We start from the raw sequence: 19397 nt of genomic DNA, 5'->3' as shown, positions 1-19397 counted from the left end.
ACCGGCGTCATCATGGCATGTGGAGGGTGGCGGAGGGGAGTCTTGTGCGGGGTTACGCGACGCTGGCCAGCAGCGCTTCTTCCGCGGCGTGGACCGCATCCGGTGTGCCGACATGCATCCACAGACCATCGAGCCGCAGTCCGAACAGCCGTTCCTGCTCATTGGCCACGTCGAACATCTTCGTTAGCGAGAATTCGCCGGCGGGAGCGTTCTTGAAGATCGAGGGCGACATGATGGCGGCGCCGGCATAGACGAACGGCACCACCTGATGTTCCTTGCGCCTGAGCAGCGCGCCGTCGGTCAGCATCGTGTAGTCGCCGGAGCCGGCGTAGCCGATGCTGTGGGCCGTAGGCGCCATCAGCAGCAGAATGTCCATTCGCGCCGGATCGAACGCTTCCGCCAGACGGAGCAGGTTGGGCTGCACGCCGTCGATCCACATCGTGTCGGCGTTGAGATGATAGAATGGCGCATCGCCGAGCAGAGGCAGCGCCTTGACCACGCCGCCACCGGTGCCGAGCACGACATCGCGCTCATCAGAAATGATGACGCGCGGTTTCGTCCGGCCTTTGACGTGCTGCACGATCTGGTCGGGCAGGTAATGCACATTGACCACCGCCGTGGTGACATCCGTTTCCGCAAGGCGGTCGAGCACATGGTCGAGCAGAGGCTTTCCGGCGACCGGAACCAGCGGCTTGGGCATCATGTCGGTCAGCGGTCGCATCCGCGTGCCGAGGCCTGCGGCGAGAATCATGGCTGTGACGGGCTTGGTCGGCATCGTCGGGTGGTTCTCACTTGGTTCGCGGACATATCCGGCGAACGTGAAAGGCCGCCGAGCATAGCATCCGAATCGCTGAAATGCGCCGGTGGCTCAGGCTGTAGTGGGACTTTGTGACAGCGGTGCGACTCAAGACCGGTGGGTCCCGGGGTGTCAGACCTCGACGATCTGCGCGTTGCCCGGGTTGCGGCGAGCAGGCTTCTTCTTGACGTCGGATGGCTTCAGGAAGCCTGCCCCGATCTGCTCGCCGTTGACCCAGGCGAGTTCGCAGCGGCGATAGGCAAGGCCGGTGGAGGAGAGCAGCAGAAAGAATTCCTTGAGGTTCAGGCCTTCAACCGATCCTTCGACAGTCAGTTTCGCGCCGGTCTCGGAAATATCCTCGACCAGGCAGTTGCGCCGCCATGTCCCGTCGATGCCCATCAGGTGGGCTGCAAAACCGCGTTCGAACACTACGCGGTCGCCCCGTTGCCGTTCCGCAGCCATGAATCACTCCGCTCGTTATGCGTCCGGTGTGCGTCACAGCGCCGGGCTGTGCTCCGCACGGTCGTTAAAAATGCAAATTAGGCGCTGGCTGGCTAACAAGCGGTAAAGCGGCTCCCTCAAACTGGCGGATTTGGTCAGGGTCCGGGCGGCGGAACGTGGGCTATGCACCATTCGCGGAACGTCTCGAGGGACGGATGGGCAAGGGCGCGGTTGAGGTACGTCCACACCCGTGGCTGATGCCGCAGATAGTGCGGTTTGCCGTCCCGGCGGTTCAGGCGGGCAAAGGTGCCCAGCAGACGGGTATTCCGCTGCGCCGACATGATGGCGTATTGCTGCACGAAGGCGGCCGGATCGAACGCCGGATCTGCGGTCCGCCGTTCTTTAGCGTACCGCGTGAGCATCGATATCTCGACGCTCTCCGGTACATCGATCCGGGCGTCCTGCAACAGCGACACCAGGTCGTAGGCGGCCGGGCCCATCACCGCGTCCTGAAAGTCCAGCAGGCCGACGCGGCCGGTGTCCCGGCGGTGATCGAGCCAGATCAGGTTGGGCGAATGGAAGTCGCGCAGCATCCAGGTGCGTGGTGCGGCGGCGAGTTTGGCGAACAGATCCTGCCAGATCAGCACGAAGTCCGCCTGCATGTTGCTGGTCAGCGTCACGCCCTTGTCGGCCAGATACCATTCCGGCATCAACACGACCTCGACCATCATCGCGTCGTTGTCGAACAGCGGCACGGTGTAGTCGAGGTGCGGCGCGAGCGGCAGCACATCCGGCAATTCCTCATTGTGAAGCGCCGCCAGCATGTCGACCGCGATCTGGTAGCGGTCCACGATCGGCCGGGGCGGATCGCCCTCGATGAAAAGATCCCGGCCGAAATCCTCGGTGATGAGGAAGCCGTCCTCCAGATCCGCGTGATGGATCGCGGGCGCGGAATAGCCGCGTTCGCGCAGCCCGTTGGCGATGGCGACGAACGGCCTCACGTCCTCGGCGAGATGAACCGCCTCGCTGTAGGACTTGCCGTCATACAGCGACGGGCCGTCGGGACGGCGCGGCGAATTCATCAGGATGGTGGATTGCTCGCCCTTTATCAGCCGGGCGTAGGATCGCGTCGAGGCGTCGCCCGGCATGCGCTGGCGCTTCGCGTCGACGCTGCCCGCGAGTTCGAGGAACCGGCGCAAGGCCGCGAGCCGCTCGACTTTCGCGGCCGCCTTGCCGTATCCGGTGATTTCAGCGGCGCGCGCGCCGCTGCCCAGTGACGGCCGATGGCTGAACGCGATGTCGATGCGGTCGGAGGGCAGCAGACCCGGCGCGCGCTCCGGCCATTCGATCAGTGCGACTGTGCCGTCGGGCAGCGGCACAAGACCGATTTCTTCCAGTTCGTCCGGATCGTTGACGCGATAAAGATCGGCGTGGAGCACCGGGAATGGCGGCAGGTCATAGGTTTGCGCCAGCGTGAAAGTGGGGCTCGGCACTTCAAGGTCGTCATCCTGCGCGAGATAGCGGATCAGCGCGCGGGCGGCGGCGGTCTTTCCCGCACCGAGATCGCCGGTCAATGTGATGACATCACCAGCGCTCAAGAGCAGCGCGAGATCGGCCATCAGATGCGCGGTCGCGGTCTCATTCGCTAGGGCGACCTGGAATGTCGAGAGATCGCTCATTCAGCGGCATTGCGATAGGACTGATCGACGGGAAATTCGCAGGTCACAGTGGTGCCGTGTCCGACCACCGAGTCCACATGGACCTTGCCGCCATGCAGTTCGACGAAAGATCTGACCAGCGACAGGCCGAGCCCCGCGCCGCGATGGCGCGAGCCGTTGGCGTGGCTCTCGAACCAGTCGAACACCTTGTCCTTGACCTCTTCCGGGATGCCGGGGCCGCTGTCGGACACAGAGAACACCACGTTGCTGTCGTTGCGCCGTGCGCGCAACATCACCGTGCTGTTCTGCGGCGAGAAGCCGACAGCGTTGGCGAGCAGATTGTACAGCACCTGAACGATGCGCCGCTCGTCGGCCACGAAATCGCCGATGGCAGGGTCGATGTCGATGTCGAGCCGGATCTGCTCGCGTGCCAAGCGGTCCTGAATGCCGGCGGTGGCGTCATCGACAGTCTTCTGCACATCCACTGGCCCGAGGTTAAGCGTCATGGCGCCGGCGTCGATGGTGGCGAGATCGAGGATGTTGTTGATGATGGCGAGCAGCGCGTTGGTCGATGTCGTGATGTAGCTGAGATATTCGCTCTGTTTCAGCGTCATCGGTCCGGTCGAGGGATCGCTGAGGAAATGCGCGAAGCCGATGATGGTCGTCAGCGGAGAGCGCAGTTCGTAGGAGACGTGATGAACGAAATCGACCTTCATCTGGTCGGCGGCTTCCAGCGCCTCGTTGCGTTCGCGCAGCGCGCGTTCGACGTTGACGGTGTCGGTGACGTCCTGGAAGGTCAGCATGGTCGCGCCGTCGGGCAGCGGCATGGTGGTGCAGTCCAGCACGCTGCCGTCCTTGCGCTCAAGCTTGAGCGGGACGGAAATGCGGTCGTCGATGCCGGTGATTGCGGCGCGCAGCGTCTGCCATGTGGCGTCGTCGTCGAACAACGGCCTGCACCACTGTTCGATGGCTTCGATGTGCGGCCGCTGCGCCAGCGCATCGGGTGACAGTTTCCACATCCGCGCGAACGGCGGATTGAACAATTGCGCGCGGCCGTTGCTGCCGAACACGGCGACGGCTTCCGCCAGATTATCCAGCGTCTCGCGCTGGACGCGAATCAGGCCGTCGTTTTGCCGCGCGAGTTTCAGGCTCTCGGTCACGTCGTCGAACAGGTAGGTGACGCCGCCTTCAGGATTGGGCGTGGTGACGACGCTCAGCGCGCGCCCGTCTGGCAGATACCAGGTGTCCTTCGCGGGTTCGATGGCGCGGTAAGCCTCGAACAGCTTGTTCTTCCAGGCGCGAAAATCCGGCTGTTCGGGGATCTTGCGCGCGACGCGCAGCTTGTCGAGTACGCTGGAATCGTCGGGATTGTCGTCGAGGAACGCGCGATCGAAGTCCCAAAGCCTGCGATAGGAATCGTTGTAGAAGGTCAATCGGCGCGAGGCATCGAACACTGCCACGCCCGACGAGAGCTGATCGAGCATACGCCGGTGCGCCTCGGCCATTCGCTCCAGTGCGGCGCGCAGGTTGGCGGCTTCGGTTGCATCGACGGCGATGCCGGCGCTGCCTCCTGCCACCGTGAGGGCGTGAATGTCGAAGATGCGGCGCTGGCCGCCGGCGACGACGGGGACGCGCGCCTGGAAGGCATTCCCCTCCGCGAGCGCGCGCGCCATGTTGCCGCGATCGTCATGGTCGAGCAGTTCGAGATTGCGTTCGACGGTGTCGGCCACTGAGCCGGCATCGACGGCCTGTGCATAGGCGGCGTTGGCGAAACTGAGCGTGCCGTTGCCGCGCCGGACCCAGACCGGCAGCGGGACGGCGGCGGCGAACGCGCGCAGCGCGCCGGTTTCTTCCAGCATCTGATTGTGCCGGATGCTGAGTTCGGCGAACTCCATCCGGATTCCGGAGAGTTCGCGAATCCGGACGATGGCCTGTCCGCCGATGGCGCGTCCCATCGCCTCGATGGAGCGCCCGGTCGCTGTCGAGAGAGTGAGCAGGAAGCCTTCGCCCGCCTCGCGCAATTTATCCACGGCGTGATCCATGGCGAGCGCCTGTTCGGGCAGCAGCCAGCTTCCGAAGGCCAGTACGCGCTGCGGACTGTACTGGTCCGAGCCGTGCGGCATCAGCAGCGAGACGTCGCCGCTGATATCAGGACGGTCGTCGCCAGCTGCCCATGCAATCAGAACCTGAGGTTCCGCGAACAGCAGCGCGCGAAACCGGTCGGCCTCGAGCTGAAGCGCCTGATTGTCCGACAGAAGGCGCGATTCGATGCGGGCCGCACGCAGCCGTGTTCGCATCAGGAGAATGGCCGCGACCACTGAGAAGCCGAGCACGGCCGCAGCGACGCTCAGCGCCGCAATTTCCTGCCGGTCGATGCTGGCGAAAAACGACAATGCGCCGTTGAGGACATCATCGCGCGCAAAAGCGGGCGCGCTGCCGAACAGGGCCGCCACAAGGCCGATCGCGCCTCCGCGCACAATCGAAGTGCACGACAGCAACGTCCGCCGCATCCCCTCGATCACGCCTGACATGATCTATCCCGACCGCCGCTCACGAATCGAACGACAATATCCTCAACAGGAGTCGCCGGGTAAGAGTCCAGACCGTGAACGTGAATCGTGCTGCAAAATAATGACAGCGTTCGCGATTGTGCGGTGCGATTCGATCCAGAGTCGGGATCGATCTACCGCCCGGTGGAACCAAACCCGCCGCTGCCGCGATCCGTGGACGACAGCGATGCGACAGCCACCAGATTTGCCTGTGTCACGGCGGCGATGACAAGTTGGGCGATGCGCTCGCCGCGCCGGATCGTGAACGGTTCCTCGCCGTGATTGATCAAAAGCACCGAAACTTCGCCGCGATAGTCAGCATCCACCGTGCCCGGCGAGTTGAGGACTGTGACGCCGTGCTTGAGCGCCAGCCCGGAACGTGGCCGCACCTGCGCTTCATGGCCCGGTGGCACCGCGATCATCAACCCGGTGGGCACCAGCGCGCGTTGTCCCGGCTGCATGGTCAGCGGCTTGTCCTCGGGAACCGCCGCCTGCAGATCGAGACCTGCGGCGTGAGCGCTCTGATAAGCCGGCAGCGCGAGGCCGTTGGCGTGGGGCAGGCGCTGAATCTCGACGGTGATGTTCAAGGTCATGCAGGCTGTTGTCCTATCGTGCTGGCGATTTTCGCGACAAGAGCGTCGGCGACTTGCTCTTTGGTCATCACCGGCCAGGAATCGACATGCGTCTGCTTGTCGATGCGCGTGATCAGATGAACGGTGTTGCGGTCGCCGCCCATCACGCCGGTGGCGGGTGACACATCGTTGGCGACGATCCAGTCGCAGCCCTTGCGCGCGAGCTTCAGCGTGGCATTGACGATCAAGTTTTCGGTTTCCGCAGCGAAGCCGATGACCAGTTTAGGCCTGTCCTGCTTGCGTTTCGCGACGGTGGCGAGAATGTCCGGATTCTCCACCAGTGCGAGAGAGGGAATGCCCGAGGCGGTCTTCTTGATCTTCTGCTCGCCCGCATTGGCGACGCGCCAGTCGGCGACGGCAGCGGCGAAGATCGCAATGTCCACCGGCAGCGCCTGTTCGACATGCGCCAGCATGTCGCGTGCAGACTCGACGCGGGTGACGCGGACGCCATGCGGATCGTCGAGGTCCACCGGCCCTGAAATCAGCGTCACCTCGGCGCCGGCCTCCGCCGCGGACGCGGCGATGGCAAAGCCCTGTTTGCCGGATGAGCGGTTGGCGATGTAGCGCACCGGATCGATCAGCTCGTGGGTGGGGCCTGCGGTAATGAGAATTTTTTTGCCCGCGAGCGGCCCCACCTGCGGGGGGCGCAACATGGCGTCGGCGGCGGCGGCGATTTCCAGAGGCTCGGACATGCGGCCGACTCCGGCCTCGTTGGCCTCGGCCATCTCGCCAGAATTCGGACCGATGAAGGCGACGCCGTCGCGTGCAAGCTGCGCGACATTGCGTCTTGTCGCGACGTTCGTCCACATCAGGGGGTTCATGGCGGGTGCGAGCAGCACGGGACGGTTGGTGGCAAGCAGGATCGCGGTGGCAAGATCGTCGGCGTGGCCCTGCGCCATCTTCGCCATCAGGTCGGCGGTGGCGGGCGCAACGACAATGAGGTCGGTGTCGCGCGCAAGGCGGATGTGTCCGGCGTCGAATTCGCTCTGGGGGTCGAACAGGTCGGTGTAGCAACGCTCGTCAGCGAGGGCTCCGGCGGTGAGCGGGGTGACGAATTGCTGCGCGGCGCGTGTCATCACGCAACGGACATGTATGCCGCGGTCCTTGAGGCGGCGGATCAGGTCAAGCGCTTTGTAGGCCGCGATGCCGCCGCCGATGATGAGCGTCACCCGGGGCTGGCCGGTCGCGGCATGACCGTCGGTCCGGTGCGGCCGGGTGGAGGGCTGACGCGCCGGGCTGGATGACATTTTGACCGCTGCCTGCGCCTCGGCGGCCTCGCGCAGGATCACCCGCACCTCGTCCTCGACCGAGCGGCCGTTTTTGGCCGCGCGCAGCCGCAGGCTGGTCTTCAGCGTTTCGTCGAGTTTCCGGACGGTTAGGCTGGCCATGAGGCGCTCCTTGTGGGCGCTTCATAGCAAATGATTACATTGCAATCAAATCATGATGGCAATGCAATCAAATCAGGAGATTTTCCAGAGGATTCCCAAAAAGGTCAGGGCGATCACCCACAGCGCTGCAGTCTGCCAGTGGCTGCGCCGGGCTTCCGCCTTCCCGATGGCGGCCACCGTTTCAGGGGCCAGCACCAGTCCATTACGAGTTATTTCCTCGAACTGGTTCAGTACGGCGACGGAACGCGCGGCGATAGCCGGCAGGCCCGACAGCACCCGGCCGAGTTCGCCTGCACCCGCCATCGCGCCCTCGATCTTGCCGCGCGGGCCGAGGTTGCGTTCGATCCATTCGCGCACGACCGGATCGGCTGTGGTCCAGATATCGAGCTTGGGATCGAATCCGCGCGCGACGCCTTCGACCACCACCATGGTCTTTTGCAGCAGGATGAGTTCGGGACGCGTGCGCATGTCGAACAGGCCGGTCACCTCAAGCAGCAGAGACAGCAATTTCGCCATCGAGATTTCGTCGGCGGCGCGATTATGGATCGGCTCGCCGATGGCGCGGATCGCCTGCGCAAAATTCTCGACCGAGTGATGCGCGGGCACATAGCCCGCCTCGAAGTGCACCTCGGCGACGCGGCGATAGTCGCGGGTGATGAAGCCCAGCAGAATTTCCGCGAGAAAGCGCCGTTCCTTGAGGCCGAGCCGGCCCATGATGCCGAAGTCGACCGCGACCAGCCGCCCCGTTTCGTCGACGAACAGATTGCCGGGATGCATGTCGGCGTGGAAGAAGCCGTCCCTCAAGGCGTGACGCAGGAAATTCTGGATCACCTTGCGGCCGAGATCCGGCAGGTCGATCTGTGCGGCCTCCAACTTCGCGCGGTCGTTCAGCGCGATGCCTTCGATCCATTCCATGGTGAGGACGTGATGGCTGGTGCGATCCCAGTCCACCGCCGGAATGCGGAACTCGTGGTCGTCCTTGGTGTTCTCCGCCATCTCGGAGAGTGCGGCTGCTTCCAGCCGCAGATCCATTTCCATCGCCACCGAACGCGCGAGCGTGTCGACGATCTCGACCGGCCGCAGCCGCCGCGCCTCGGCGGATACGCCCTCCATCTTGCGCGCGACGAACATGAAATCGCTGAGATCGCGGCGAAATCGTCCGCCGACGTGGGGCCGCAGCACTTTCACAGCGACGGTGGTGCGGACGCCGTCCTTGTCGATTTCCGCGCGATGCACCTGCGCGATCGAGGCTGCGGCGACCGATTCGCCGAAGCTGGCAAAGACCTGCGGCAGAGGCTTGTCGAACGCCGCCGCGACAACGGCTTCGGCCTCTGCCTGCGGGAACGGCGGCAGCCGGTCCTGCAGATTTTCCAGATCGCGCGCCATCGCCACGCCGACCACGTCGGGCCGCGTTGCGAGAAACTGGCCGAGCTTCACATAGGTGGGACCAAGCCGCGTCAGCGCGCGGGACAGCCGGCCGCTCGATGCCGCGCCACGCCGCTCGATCAGCCGTGCGATCCGGACCGGCAGCAGCGCCTGCGGCGGCAGGGCGGACGGATCGGCGAAGCCGAACACGCCTTCGCGCGCGAACACGTAAGCGGCGCGCATCAGTCTGGCGGTATGAGTGAATGCTGCGATCACAAACGCCAGCCTGAATGCAGCGCGACAATGCCGCCGGACATGACGTCGTGTTTGACCCGGCTGAAGCCCGCAGCGCGGATCATGTCGGAGAATGCATTGGGTTTCGGAAACTGCCGGATGGATTCGACCAGATAGCGATAGGATTCGGCGTCGCCGGTCACCGCTTTCCCAAGCTGAGGAATCACGTTGAACGAGAACAGGTCGTAGATTTTGTCGAGTCCCGGCACATCGACAAATGAGAATTCCAGGCACAGGAAGCGCGAGCCGGGCTTCAACACGCGGTAGGCTTCGCTGAGCGCCAGCGGAATTCGCGGCACATTGCGAATTCCAAATGCGATGGTGTAGGCGTCGAAACTCTTGTCGGCGAACGCGAGTGCCTCGGCATTGCCTTCGACGAACGACACCTGATGATCGAGGTGCCGCGCCACCGCGCGCTCGCGGCCGCCGGCCAGCATTTCGGTGTTGATGTCGCAGACGGTAGCTTGAAACCCGTGGCCTGCCGCCTTTGCCGCGCGGAAGGAAATGTCGCCGGTGCCGCCGGCCACGTCGAGCAGTGCGAACGGCGCGTCGCCGCGCGGCGGATTAAGCGCGGTAATCATCGCGTCTTTCCAGAGCCGGTGCATCCCGACCGACATCAGGTCATTCATCAGGTCGTAGCGCTTCGCCACGCTGTGAAACACGTCGTTCACCAGCGTCTGCTTCTCGCCAAGCTCCACGTCGCGGAAGCCGAAATGTGTCGTTCCGTCAGGCCGTTCCATACTCTGTCAATCCAAGCGGCTTTTTGCGGCGGGACCATAGCCTGCCGCGCGGCATCGCGCTACATACCCTGTCGCAACACGCGTCAAGGTTAATGCGCATATAGCCTGCGGGATCGCCGATGCCGATCGAATTCAGCCGAGTTATTCCCACCCTGCGGATGTTCGATACCCGCAAGGCGCGGGAGTTCTATATCGGATATCTCGGCTTCAAGGTCGATTTCGAGCATCGTTTCGAGCCGGCGCTGCCGCTGTTTATGGGAATATCGCGCGGCGGAATACAACTTTACCTGAGTGAGCATCATGGCGACGGCTCACCGGGCGTGCACATCACCGTCGATACGGTGGGACTTGCGGAGTACCACGCCGAACTGGCGGCCAAGGGTTACAACTACATGCGCCCGGGTCTCGAGAAGCAGCCCTGGGGCGTCACCACGATGACCGTGTACGATCCGTTCTCCAATCACATCATCTTCAGCGAAACTGACAAGGCCTCGGCATGAGCGTGACAGATGCCTGAACTGCCCGAGGTCGAAACCGTCCGCCGCGGCCTGCAGCCGGTGATGGAAGGCCAGCGCATCGCGCGCCTCGAGGCGCGGCGCGGCGATCTGCGTTTCCCTTTTCAGAAGGATTTCGTGTCGCGGCTTGAAGGCAAGGTGGTAACCGGCCTCGGGCGGCGCGCGAAATATCTGATGGCCGATCTCGATACCGGCGATGTGCTGCTGATGCATCTCGGCATGTCGGGCTCATTTCGTGTCGAACTTCCCGAGGGTCAGAGCACACCCGGCGAGTTTCATTATCCGCGCAGCGAAAATCGCACCCACGATCACGTGGTGTTTCACATGGCGTCGGGCGCGATGATCTCGTTCAACGACCCGCGGCGTTTTGGCTACATGAAGATCGTGCGCCGGTCCGAGATGGATGCCGAGCCGCTGTTGAGCGGACTTGGCCCCGAACCGCTCGGCAATGAATTCGATGCCGCGATGCTGGCGCGCGCATGTGTGGGCAAGAAGACGTCGTTAAAAGCCGCGCTGCTCGATCAGCGCGTGGTGGCGGGGCTGGGCAATATCTATGTCTGCGAGGCGCTGTTTCGCTCGCACCTGTCGCCGAAGCGGCAGGCTTCCACGCTGGCCGACCGCAAAGGTGGACCGGCGGATCGCGCCAAACATCTGGTCGGTTCGATCCACACCGTCTTGAATGCTGCGATCAAGGCCGGCGGATCGTCGTTGCGCGATCATCGCCAGACCGACGGCGAGCTAGGCTATTTCCAGCATTCGTTTCTGGTCTATGACCGCGAAGGGCAGCCCTGCAAGACGCCGAAGTGCAAGGGCACGGTGAAGCGATTCACGCAGAACGGGCGTTCGACGTTCTGGTGCCCGACCTGTCAGAGGTGAAATTCCGAACTCGTCCTCCGGCGCCCAAATCGCCGCGCAAACGAAACGGCAAAATGGTGACGGGCTTCGGCGCATAAGGCGAGACGGTGACGAACCTGTGCGCGCTCTTCCCCTCGCTGAAAATGCGATTGATGGCAGTGCAATCACCGCCCGTCCTGCCGACAATGACCAGCGGGTCGCGATTACTTCCGCACGCACACCAGCCGCAGCACCGATGTCTTCGGGTCGGATGCGCCGGACGCAACCGTGACGCCCTTCGCCTTCAGGAATTCGCGCACCGAATCCGCAGGGACCAGCAACGCCTGCGACGGCAGCGGCGTCCCGGCAGGACCTGCGACGACTGCCGGCTTCAGCCGGGCGAGGCCTGCGAACTTTCCGTCGCCATCGATCGCCGCCGCGCCGGAGAAGCCGACCGGCGGCTCCGGCGTCAAGGTCATGTCGGTGCCCGCGAGCGCCGCAGCGGCGGCCACAGCGGTCACGGTGTTGCGCCCGCCCTGATTCTGCGGATCGGCGACGCCGGTGAGGCTGACACTGGATTTTGTCACGCCGTTGCCAGACATGGCCAGCGGTTTCAATCCGCTCGCGCCGTAGATGCGCAGCAGCGCGAGTTCGCGCGCTTCATCGTCGGCGATGCGGGTGGCGTTGCCATAGCCCGGCACCGCGATGGTCATGCAGCCGTCGGTGGCCTGACGGTCCGCGACAATGGCGCCGTCGGCGCTGGCAATGATGCCCGTGGAGTATTCCACCTTCTTGCGCGGCGGCGGACCGGCCTGTGCCACGCCGCTGCCGGGGAAGGGATTGAAGGCGCTCGACATCGCCACCGTGACCGGGATCATGGTGCCTTCGGTGGCCTGATCGTATAGGATGGTGAGAATGCGGACTTCGTCGTTTCGTGTCTGGCCGCGGATGTAGAATTTCTTCAGGCCCTGAACGCCCGACAGCACGAAGAAATCCGGCTTCACCACGGTGTAGTCGGTCTTGCGGGCGTTCAGTTTCTTTTCGTTGGCGGCGATGCTGGCCGTGGTGGCCCCGGCTTCCTTGCGGCGCGCGAATTCAACCTGGATCGTGCCGGTGGCGGACGACCATTTGGTGCCGGACACGTCGGTGATTACCTGCGGCACCAGCTTCGACGGCAGGCCGATGCGTGCGCCGCTGAAGGTTTCGCTGATGACTTTCCAGCCGACATTGTCCTGAAGTTTTTTCGCTGCGGCGCTGAGCGTGCCACGCTCCTGCGGATTGAGCACGCCGGTTTCCTTGGCCCCGTGGTCTTTCTGGAAGGCCTTGATGGCGGACACCATCCGGTCGCTGACCTCGCCGTTGATCGCGCCGTTGTAGAGGCTGACCCATGCGAGGTCCGACTGGATCGCGAGGCGCTCGGCCTGCTCCATCGCCTTGGCCGTATCGACCGGGGTCTGGGTGGCCGGGCGGACCGGCACGGTCGCAACCGGCTTCGGCTTGATCTGCGGCGCTTGCTTGGCCTGTGGCGCTTGCTTTGCTTGCGGCGCCTGCTTGGCCGGCGGGGTCTGCGCGCCGGCGCAGCCGAGCGTCGCGGCCATCATCAGCGCTGTTGCGAACGGCAATTTCATGATTGGTCTCGTAGCTGGTAATGATGCCATTAGAGCATAGATTTGTCCGAGACAGCGACGCATTGGTTCGATATGCGGGGACAAAATCAGCGAAAAATCGACGAGAGCGCTGTCGCGAAACAGCGTGTGAACGGTGAGTGATGAGAGCCTGATGCTGACCTCCGAAGAACTGGAGCGCTATGCGCGCCATATCGTGCTGCGCGAGGTCGGCGGCCCCGGCCAGGCCGCGCTGAAAGCAGCGTCCGTGCTGGCCATCGGCGCAGGCGGCCTCGGCGCGCCGGCGCTGATGTATCTGGCGGCGGCCGGCATCGGCACGCTGGGCGTGGTCGATGACGACACGGTGTCGCTGTCGAATTTGCAGCGCCAGATCATCCACGCCACCCCGGATGTCGGGCGTCCGAAAGTGGACAGCGCCGCCGACAAAATTCTCGCGCTCAACCCGCATGTCACGATGCGCACCCATGCGGTGCGATTGAATGCGGCGAACGCGCTGGAGATCATCGGCGGCTACGACGTGGTCGTCGACGGCTCGGATAATTTCGTGACGCGCTATCTGGTCTCGGACGCATGTTTTCTCGCGAGGAAAACGCTGATCGCCGGTGCGCTCGGCGTGTTCGATGCCTCCCTGACCACGATCCGCGCCCACGGCATTGATGCGAACGGAAACAGGAATCCGACCTATCGCTGCCTGTTTCCGGAAGCGCCGCCGCCCGGCACCACGCCGACCTGTGAGGAAGCGGGCGTGCTCGGCGCGCTGGCCGGCGTGCTCGGTTCGATGATGGCGCTGGAGGCGATCCGCGACATCGTCGGCTTTGGCGAGAGTCTGGTGGGACGGCTGGTGATGATCGACGCGCGCGCGATGCGCTTCGAGACGTTGCGCTACGCGCGCGACCCGTCAAATCCGCTCAACGGCGATGCGCCGACGATTACGGATCTGTCGGCGCATAAATGAATAAGAACTTTCATAGTTAGGTTTGGCTGTGCCCCAAGGTTTTGTCTATATTTTAGTCTCGCCTAATAGCAATTACGTCAAGATCGGTGGCACAGAGCGACCGATCAGCGAGCGACTTCGTGGTATTAATGGCACGACTTCCTATGGCGATCATGGGCCATGGGAATTGTCGGACTTTCTGCATGTAACAGATTGGCGGCTTGTCGAGGGCGCTCTCCACAGGCACTTCAAAAAAAGACAGGTGCAGGATGTGCGCGGTACGCAGGAGTTGTTCAGTTTGCCGCCGCACGAAGCAAGAGAGCGACTAAGACTTACGGATACCGAGCTTCGAGTTGACTACGAAAAGACCGAGAAGATTTTTAGTAACCGAGACGTTCGGCTCTTTCTTTTCAAATTATTTCAGTTCGCGGGATTGTTCGGAAGTCTCGACATCCAAGGTGCTTGGACTCTGAGCGTGCTGCCAAAAACAAACGGCGGGCGGTGGTTTACGTTGAATATTGGTCCGCACGAGGTTGCATTCAGCACGCAAAAAGCGATCGACGGCAAGTTTACTCATCACATCGTTCTTGATCGTCTAATCCTTGAATATCCCGAGACGATCATATGGATCGGGCGGCATGATGGTGAAGTGCATGAAGCCGGGTATGTCTCCGCTGAGCGGGCTGTACTAATCAGCTTTCGGGGAGATTTTGCAGATGCAGAAAGGTTTTTTGGTCTTCCTGGGGTTCGTCGCGCTCTGATTGCATATTGGTTCGAGGCGCTCGCTGACCTGCGGCAAAGGAATGCAAAGAGTGTTTATGCGCGATATCATTCATATGACGCAGTGTCGCAACTTCTCGAATACAAACGGGTTCACGATAAGAATCTGTATGTGCAAAACGACGCGCTTTGAGACGCTGCGTTACGCGCGCGCCCCCTCAAATCTGCTCAACGGCGACGCGCCGACGATTAAGGATCTGTCGGCGCATAAATAATTGTCTCAGATAATTTGGCTGAACTCTACGCCACGCCCGGCAGCACGCGGTCCGGCGGCCGGTGGCCGTCGAGGAAGGTGCGGATGTTGATCATCACCTTCTCGCCCATCTCGACGCGGCCCTCGATGGTGGCCGATCCCATATGCGGCAGCAGCACGACCTTGCCGGCCTTGGCCAGCCGCACGAGTTTCGGATTCACGGCGGGCTCGTTCTCGAACACGTCGAGGGCAGCGCCCGCGATCTCGCCGTCTTCAAGCAATTTCGTCAGCGTCGTTTCGTCGATGATCTCGCCGCGTGCGGTGTTGATGATGTAGGCGTCCTTGCGGATCAGCTTCAGCCGCCGCGCCGACAGCAGATGGAACGTCGCCGGCGTGTGCGGACAGTTCACCGAGATGAAGTCCATGCGCGCCAGCATCTGGTCGAGGCTGTCCCAGTAGGTTGCGCGCAACTCTTCCTCGATCTGCGGCGCGACCGGACGGCGGTTGTGGTAATGGATCTGCAAGCCGAACGCGTGGGCGCGGCGCGCCAGCGCCTGACCGATGCGGCCCATGCCGATGATGCCGAGGCGCTTGCCGCCGATGCGATGACCCAGCATCCAGGTCGGCGACCAGCCGGGCCAGTCGCGGCCTTCGGTCAGAATGGCGGCGCCCTCGATCAGCCGGCGCGGCACCGCGAGCAGCAGCGCCATGGTCATGTCGGCGGTATCTTCGGTCAGGACCTTCGGCGTGTTGGTGACGGTGATGCCGCGCGCAATCGCCGCAGCGACGTCGATGTTGTCGACACCGTTGCCGAAGTTGGCGATCAGCTTCAGCCTTGTGTCCGGCTGGTTGAGAATATCGGCGGTGATTTCGTCGGAGACCGTCGGCACCAGAATATCGGCGGAGCGGACCGCTTCGGCGAGCTGGTCCGGCGTCATCGGCGTATCGTCGAGATTGAGCCGGGTGTCGAAAAGCTCGCGCATACGCGTCTCGGTGCTGTCGGGCAGCTTGCGCGTGACCACCACCAGAGGCTTTTTCTTGCCCAAAATCATTCTTGCCGAGGCCCTCTTAGAGCGTTTTCGCGCGCTGAAACCGCATCAAAATATACGTCAGCAGGTGACCGTTTCCGGACGCTTTTGCTCTGCCGTTCAGCCCACATTAACCGGCCTGTTCGAAGGTAGAAATTCGTTGCCGGTCGGGTGAGCTTTCCGCAGTTTCTCAGGCGCTTGGCCCTTGGTCCCTCTCTAGCAGAAGGCCGCGCCAAGACAAGAACCCCAAGGTTCTGAAGGTCTGGGTCTGCGAAGGCTCCGGTTCCCGAAAACCTGGTCGGCGGTATCCGGAATGCCGCGGACATTCGGGACGGCAGAGGCGGCGTTGGGGGCCGCACGAAGGACAGTGTGATGGGGTTTGTACGAGTTTTTGCTTCGCTTGCGGCCGGTTGCGCCATCTGGATCGCATCGTGTGCCGGCGGGCTCGCGGCGAAGGATACGGTGGTGACAACGAGCGGCCTGCCGGTGCCGCGTTATGTCAGCCTGAAGTCCGATCACGTCAATGTCCGGGCCGGCCCCACCAAGGACCACGATGTGGCTTGGGTCTACACCCGCTCGGGCCTGCCGGTGGAAATCACCGCCGAGTTCGAGAACTGGCGGCGCGTCCGCGATTCGGAAGGCGCGGAAGGCTGGGTTTATCACTCGCTGCTCTCGGGGCGCCGGACTGCCGTCGTGACCATGAAAAAGAAGGATGAGCTGGCGCCGATCTACGACAGCGCCGATCCCAAGAGCGCGGTCGCGGCCAAGCTTCAGGCCGGCGTCGTCGCCACCGTCAGGCGCTGCAACGAGGGCTGGTGCCGCGTCAGCGGCAACGGCTTCGACGGCTGGATCGAGCAGCAGCGGCTCTGGGGCGTTTATGCCGACGAGAAGGTGAACTGACACCGGTGGCTGCGTTCGCGCGGCCTGCGGTGCAAAATACAAACGGCCGGGACAAGCCCGGCCGTCAAAATCCAGAACTCATAGAACCTGTGGTCTTCAGCGCTTCTTGCGCAGGCGCACGACCATGTCGATGCGGCTGATTTCGTAGCCTTCCGGCACCTCCGGCATCTTTTGCAGCACGAGATTGGGATCTGGAATGTCGACCAGCTCGTGGTTGCCTTCCATGTAGAAGTGATGATGCGCGCTGGTGTTGGTGTCGAAATAGGTCTTGGTGCCGTCGACGCTGACCTGACGCAGCAGGCCCGCTTCGGTGAGCTGGTTGAGCGTGTTGTAAACGGTGGCGAGCGACACCGGCACCTTGGCGTGGGTCGCTTCCTCGTAGAGCATTTCCGCGGTCAGATGGCGGCCGCCCTTGCCGAACAGCAGCCAGCCCAGCGCCATGCGCTGACGGGTCGGGCGCAGGCCGACGGATTGCAGCATTTCATTGACGTCGTGCCACGGACATCCCGTCAGCGTGGGCGCATGGCTGTGGTGGCCGTGCGGCTCATCGCGCTTGGTCTCGTTGGTCACAACATCAGTCATCAGATCACTCATACTCGTGGGGCAGATCGTGTGACAGCACCATAAAACACATATGACGCACACGCAGCCCTCGCAAAGGCTTGTAGGCGGCACTATAGGAAAGGATGCAGTTACATGCAAGTTTTTCGCAACTGGCGCTAAGCGATTTAGGTTAAAAACGGCGTCGAATCGGGGTGTTACGGCCGCTTTGACCCTTGGCCCCCCTATGTTAGAGGTCCCGCAGGGCTGCCGCAGGACCGGCATGTCAAATTGAGGGATCCCGATGAAAGACCGCCAAAACAGCTATACCTACGAGGAGCTGCTGGCCTGTGGCCGGGGCGAGCTGTTTGGGCCGGGTAATGCCCAGCTGCCGCTGCCGCCGATGCTGATGTTCGACCGGATTACCGAAATCACGGAGACCGGCGGCGAATACGGCAAGGGGCTGATTCGCGCGGAGCTTGATGTGAAGCCGGACCTCTGGTTTTTCGGCTGCCATTTCAAGGGCGATCCGGTGATGCCGGGCTGTCTGGGGCTTGATGCGCTGTGGCAGATGGTCGGGTTTTTTCTCGGCTGGTCCGGCGGTCTTGGCCGCGGGCGTGCGCTGGGCTTGAGCGAACTCAAGTTCGCCGGCCAGGTTCTGCCGAATGTCACCAAGGTCGTGTACACTATCGATGTGAAGCGTGTGATGCGCTCGAAGCTCTGGCTCGGCATTGCCGACGGTACGCTTTCGGCCGATGGCGAGATTTTCTATCGCGCCAAGGATTTGAAAGTTGGCTTGCTTCCGCAAGGTGCCGCATTGCAGCCGGGAACGTAATGCAGGATGAAACGAAGCCCGTGCATATCGGGCTTTGAGAAGTGCCGGCCTTGAGGTTCGGCATCGGGCAGTCGAAGGCGCAGACTTCACAGCGCAAAACAAAGGCGAGGGATCATGAGGCGAGTTGTGGTCACGGGGATGGGGATTGTCTCGTCCATCGGAAACAACACTCAGGAAGTGCTTGCGAGTCTCTACGAGGCCAAGCCGGGAATTTCGAGGGCAGAGGATTACGTCAAGCTCGGCTTCCGCTCGCAGGTTCACGGCGCGCCGACGCTCAATCCCGCCGACGTTGTCGATCGCCGCGCGATGCGGTTCCTGGGCGAGGGCGCCGCATGGAATCACGTTGCGATGGAGCAGGCGATCCGCGACTCAGGCCTCGAGCCATCGGATGTCGTCAACGAACGCACCGGCATCATCATGGGCTCGGGCGGTCCCTCCGCGCGCGCCATCGTTGAAGCCGCCGACATCACCCGCACCAAGGGCCCGAAGCGCGTCGGCCCGTTCGCCGTTCCCAAGGCGATGTCCTCGACAGCCTCCGCGACACTGGCGACCTGGTTCAAGATCAAGGGCGTCAACTATTCGATTTCCTCGGCCTGCGCGACGTCGAATCATTGCATCGGCAACGCCTACGAGACCATTCAGGTCGGCAAGCAGGACATCATCTTCGCCGGCGGCTGCGAGGATCTCGACTGGACCATGTCGGTGCTGTTCGACGCGATGGGCGCGATGTCGTCGAAATACAACGATACGCCCACGACCGCGTCGCGGGCCTACGATGTCAGCCGCGACGGCTTTGTCATCGCGGGCGGCGCCGGTGTCATCGTGCTTGAAGAACTTGAACACGCCAAGGCGCGCGGCGCGCGGATTTACGGCGAGATCGTCGGTTACGGTGCGACCTCCGACGGCTATGACATGGTCGCGCCCTCCGGCGAGGGCGCCGAGCGCTGCATGAAGATGGCGATGTCCACGGTGAAAGTGCCCATCGACTACATCAATCCGCACGCGACCTCGACGCCGGCCGGCGATCCGCCGGAAATCAACGCCATCCGCAATGTCTTCGGCTCGGGCGACAAGTGCCCGCCGATCTCGGCGACCAAGTCGCTGACCGGGCACTCGCTGGGCGCGACCGGCGTGCAGGAAGCGATCTATTCGCTGCTGATGATGAACAACGGCTTCATTTGCGAAAGCGCGAACATCACCGAGCTCGATCCGGCATTCGCCGACATGCCGATCACGCGCAAGCGTATCGACGGGGCGAAAATCGGGGCGGTGCTGTCCAACTCCTTCGGTTTCGGCGGCACCAACGCGACACTCGTTTTCAAGCGGTTGGAAGCGTAATTGTTCTTTTAA

The 19397-nt window shown here is 62.9% G+C and carries 18 protein-coding genes and 1 pseudogene; 8 read left to right on the top strand and 11 right to left on the bottom strand.

What is annotated here, in order from left to right:
• Positions 1-52: 52 nt before the first annotated feature.
• From AC1RKJ_RS12615 to ubiE, 8 genes are all read right to left on the bottom strand, one after another.
• Complete coding sequence (locus AC1RKJ_RS12615; protein WP_492791298.1) at positions 53-775, bottom strand: nucleotidyltransferase family protein; 723 nt, start codon at positions 773-775, stop codon at positions 53-55.
• Between the two features lie 153 nt (positions 776-928).
• Positions 929-1258: a PilZ domain-containing protein gene (locus AC1RKJ_RS12610; protein WP_492791297.1), complete on the bottom strand. Its 330-nt coding sequence runs from the start codon at positions 1256-1258 to the stop codon at positions 929-931.
• Positions 1259-1392: 134 nt separating this feature from the next.
• Positions 1393-2916, bottom strand: a complete 1524-nt coding sequence (tsaE, locus tag AC1RKJ_RS12605; protein ID WP_492791296.1) for a tRNA (adenosine(37)-N6)-threonylcarbamoyltransferase complex ATPase subunit type 1 TsaE — start codon at positions 2914-2916, stop codon at positions 1393-1395.
• Entirely contained in the window at positions 2913-5426 is a 2514-nt protein-coding gene (locus AC1RKJ_RS12600; protein WP_492791295.1) for a PAS domain-containing sensor histidine kinase, read from the bottom strand. The genes tsaE and AC1RKJ_RS12600 overlap by 4 nt, the downstream gene beginning before the upstream one ends.
• A gap of 152 nt (positions 5427-5578) precedes the next feature.
• On the bottom strand, positions 5579-6037 hold the full coding sequence (gene dut / locus AC1RKJ_RS12595; RefSeq protein ID WP_492791294.1) for a dUTP diphosphatase: 459 nt from the start codon (positions 6035-6037) through the stop codon (positions 5579-5581).
• Positions 6034-7464, bottom strand: a complete 1431-nt coding sequence (coaBC, locus tag AC1RKJ_RS12590; protein ID WP_492791293.1) for a bifunctional phosphopantothenoylcysteine decarboxylase/phosphopantothenate--cysteine ligase CoaBC — start codon at positions 7462-7464, stop codon at positions 6034-6036. The genes dut and coaBC overlap by 4 nt, the downstream gene beginning before the upstream one ends.
• A gap of 72 nt (positions 7465-7536) precedes the next feature.
• Positions 7537-9105 carry a 2-polyprenylphenol 6-hydroxylase gene (gene ubiB, locus AC1RKJ_RS12585; RefSeq protein ID WP_492791292.1) on the bottom strand — a complete coding sequence of 523 codons (1569 nt, stop codon included), beginning with the start codon at positions 9103-9105 and terminating at the stop codon, positions 7537-7539.
• Positions 9102-9863, bottom strand: a complete 762-nt coding sequence (gene ubiE, locus AC1RKJ_RS12580) for a bifunctional demethylmenaquinone methyltransferase/2-methoxy-6-polyprenyl-1,4-benzoquinol methylase UbiE (RefSeq protein WP_492791291.1) — start codon at positions 9861-9863, stop codon at positions 9102-9104. The genes ubiB and ubiE overlap by 4 nt, the downstream gene beginning before the upstream one ends.
• Positions 9864-9982: 119 nt before the next feature.
• On the opposite strand from ubiE, the gene AC1RKJ_RS12575 reads away from it, so the two are divergent.
• Entirely contained in the window at positions 9983-10363 is a 381-nt protein-coding gene (locus tag AC1RKJ_RS12575) for a glyoxalase superfamily protein (protein WP_492791290.1), read from the top strand.
• A 9-nt stretch (positions 10364-10372) separates the two neighbouring features.
• Positions 10373-11254 carry a bifunctional DNA-formamidopyrimidine glycosylase/DNA-(apurinic or apyrimidinic site) lyase gene (gene mutM / locus AC1RKJ_RS12570; RefSeq protein ID WP_492791289.1) on the top strand — a complete coding sequence of 294 codons (882 nt, stop codon included), beginning with the start codon at positions 10373-10375 and terminating at the stop codon, positions 11252-11254.
• Between the two features lie 182 nt (positions 11255-11436).
• On the opposite strand, the gene AC1RKJ_RS12565 is transcribed toward mutM, so the two are convergent.
• Complete coding sequence (locus AC1RKJ_RS12565; RefSeq protein ID WP_492791288.1) at positions 11437-12840, bottom strand: peptidoglycan-binding domain-containing protein; 1404 nt, start codon at positions 12838-12840, stop codon at positions 11437-11439.
• 151 nt (positions 12841-12991) lie between these two features.
• On the opposite strand from AC1RKJ_RS12565, the gene AC1RKJ_RS12560 reads away from it, so the two are divergent.
• From AC1RKJ_RS12560 to AC1RKJ_RS12550, 3 genes and pseudogenes are all read left to right on the top strand, one after another.
• A complete protein-coding gene (locus AC1RKJ_RS12560; protein WP_492791287.1) occupies positions 12992-13792 on the top strand; it encodes a HesA/MoeB/ThiF family protein in 801 nt (266 codons plus the stop codon).
• Between the two features lie 28 nt (positions 13793-13820).
• Complete coding sequence (locus AC1RKJ_RS12555; protein WP_492791286.1) at positions 13821-14684, top strand: GIY-YIG nuclease family protein; 864 nt, start codon at positions 13821-13823, stop codon at positions 14682-14684.
• A pseudogene (locus AC1RKJ_RS12550) lies at positions 14674-14766 on the top strand (adenylyltransferase); the annotation flags it as partial. The gene AC1RKJ_RS12555 and the pseudogene AC1RKJ_RS12550, both read left to right, overlap by 11 nt.
• Before the next feature lie 25 nt (positions 14767-14791).
• Here AC1RKJ_RS12550 and AC1RKJ_RS12545 read toward each other — a convergent pair.
• A complete protein-coding gene (locus AC1RKJ_RS12545) occupies positions 14792-15796 on the bottom strand; it encodes a 2-hydroxyacid dehydrogenase (protein ID WP_492791285.1) in 1005 nt (334 codons plus the stop codon).
• A gap of 348 nt (positions 15797-16144) precedes the next feature.
• On the opposite strand from AC1RKJ_RS12545, the gene AC1RKJ_RS12540 reads away from it, so the two are divergent.
• The gene (locus AC1RKJ_RS12540) at positions 16145-16672 is read left to right on the top strand and encodes an SH3 domain-containing protein (protein ID WP_492791284.1); all 528 of its coding nucleotides are present in this window, start codon (positions 16145-16147) and stop codon (positions 16670-16672) included.
• Between the two features lie 96 nt (positions 16673-16768).
• Here AC1RKJ_RS12540 and irrA read toward each other — a convergent pair whose 3' ends face one another.
• Positions 16769-17254, bottom strand: a complete 486-nt coding sequence (gene irrA / locus AC1RKJ_RS12535; RefSeq protein ID WP_492791283.1) for an iron response transcriptional regulator IrrA — start codon at positions 17252-17254, stop codon at positions 16769-16771.
• Positions 17255-17516: 262 nt separating this feature from the next.
• Between irrA and fabA the strand changes: the two genes are divergently transcribed.
• A complete protein-coding gene (gene fabA / locus AC1RKJ_RS12530; protein ID WP_492791282.1) occupies positions 17517-18047 on the top strand; it encodes a 3-hydroxyacyl-[acyl-carrier-protein] dehydratase FabA in 531 nt (176 codons plus the stop codon).
• A gap of 114 nt (positions 18048-18161) precedes the next feature.
• Positions 18162-19385, top strand: a complete 1224-nt coding sequence (gene fabB / locus AC1RKJ_RS12525; RefSeq protein WP_492791281.1) for a beta-ketoacyl-ACP synthase I — start codon at positions 18162-18164, stop codon at positions 19383-19385.
• The last annotated feature ends 12 nt before the right edge of the window (positions 19386-19397 follow it).

Source organism: Afipia sp. GW822-FHT04G07 (genome assembly GCF_058800765.1).
The sequence above is the reverse complement of the archived record's forward strand: the minus strand, read 5'-3'. Positions and strand labels throughout refer to the sequence as shown.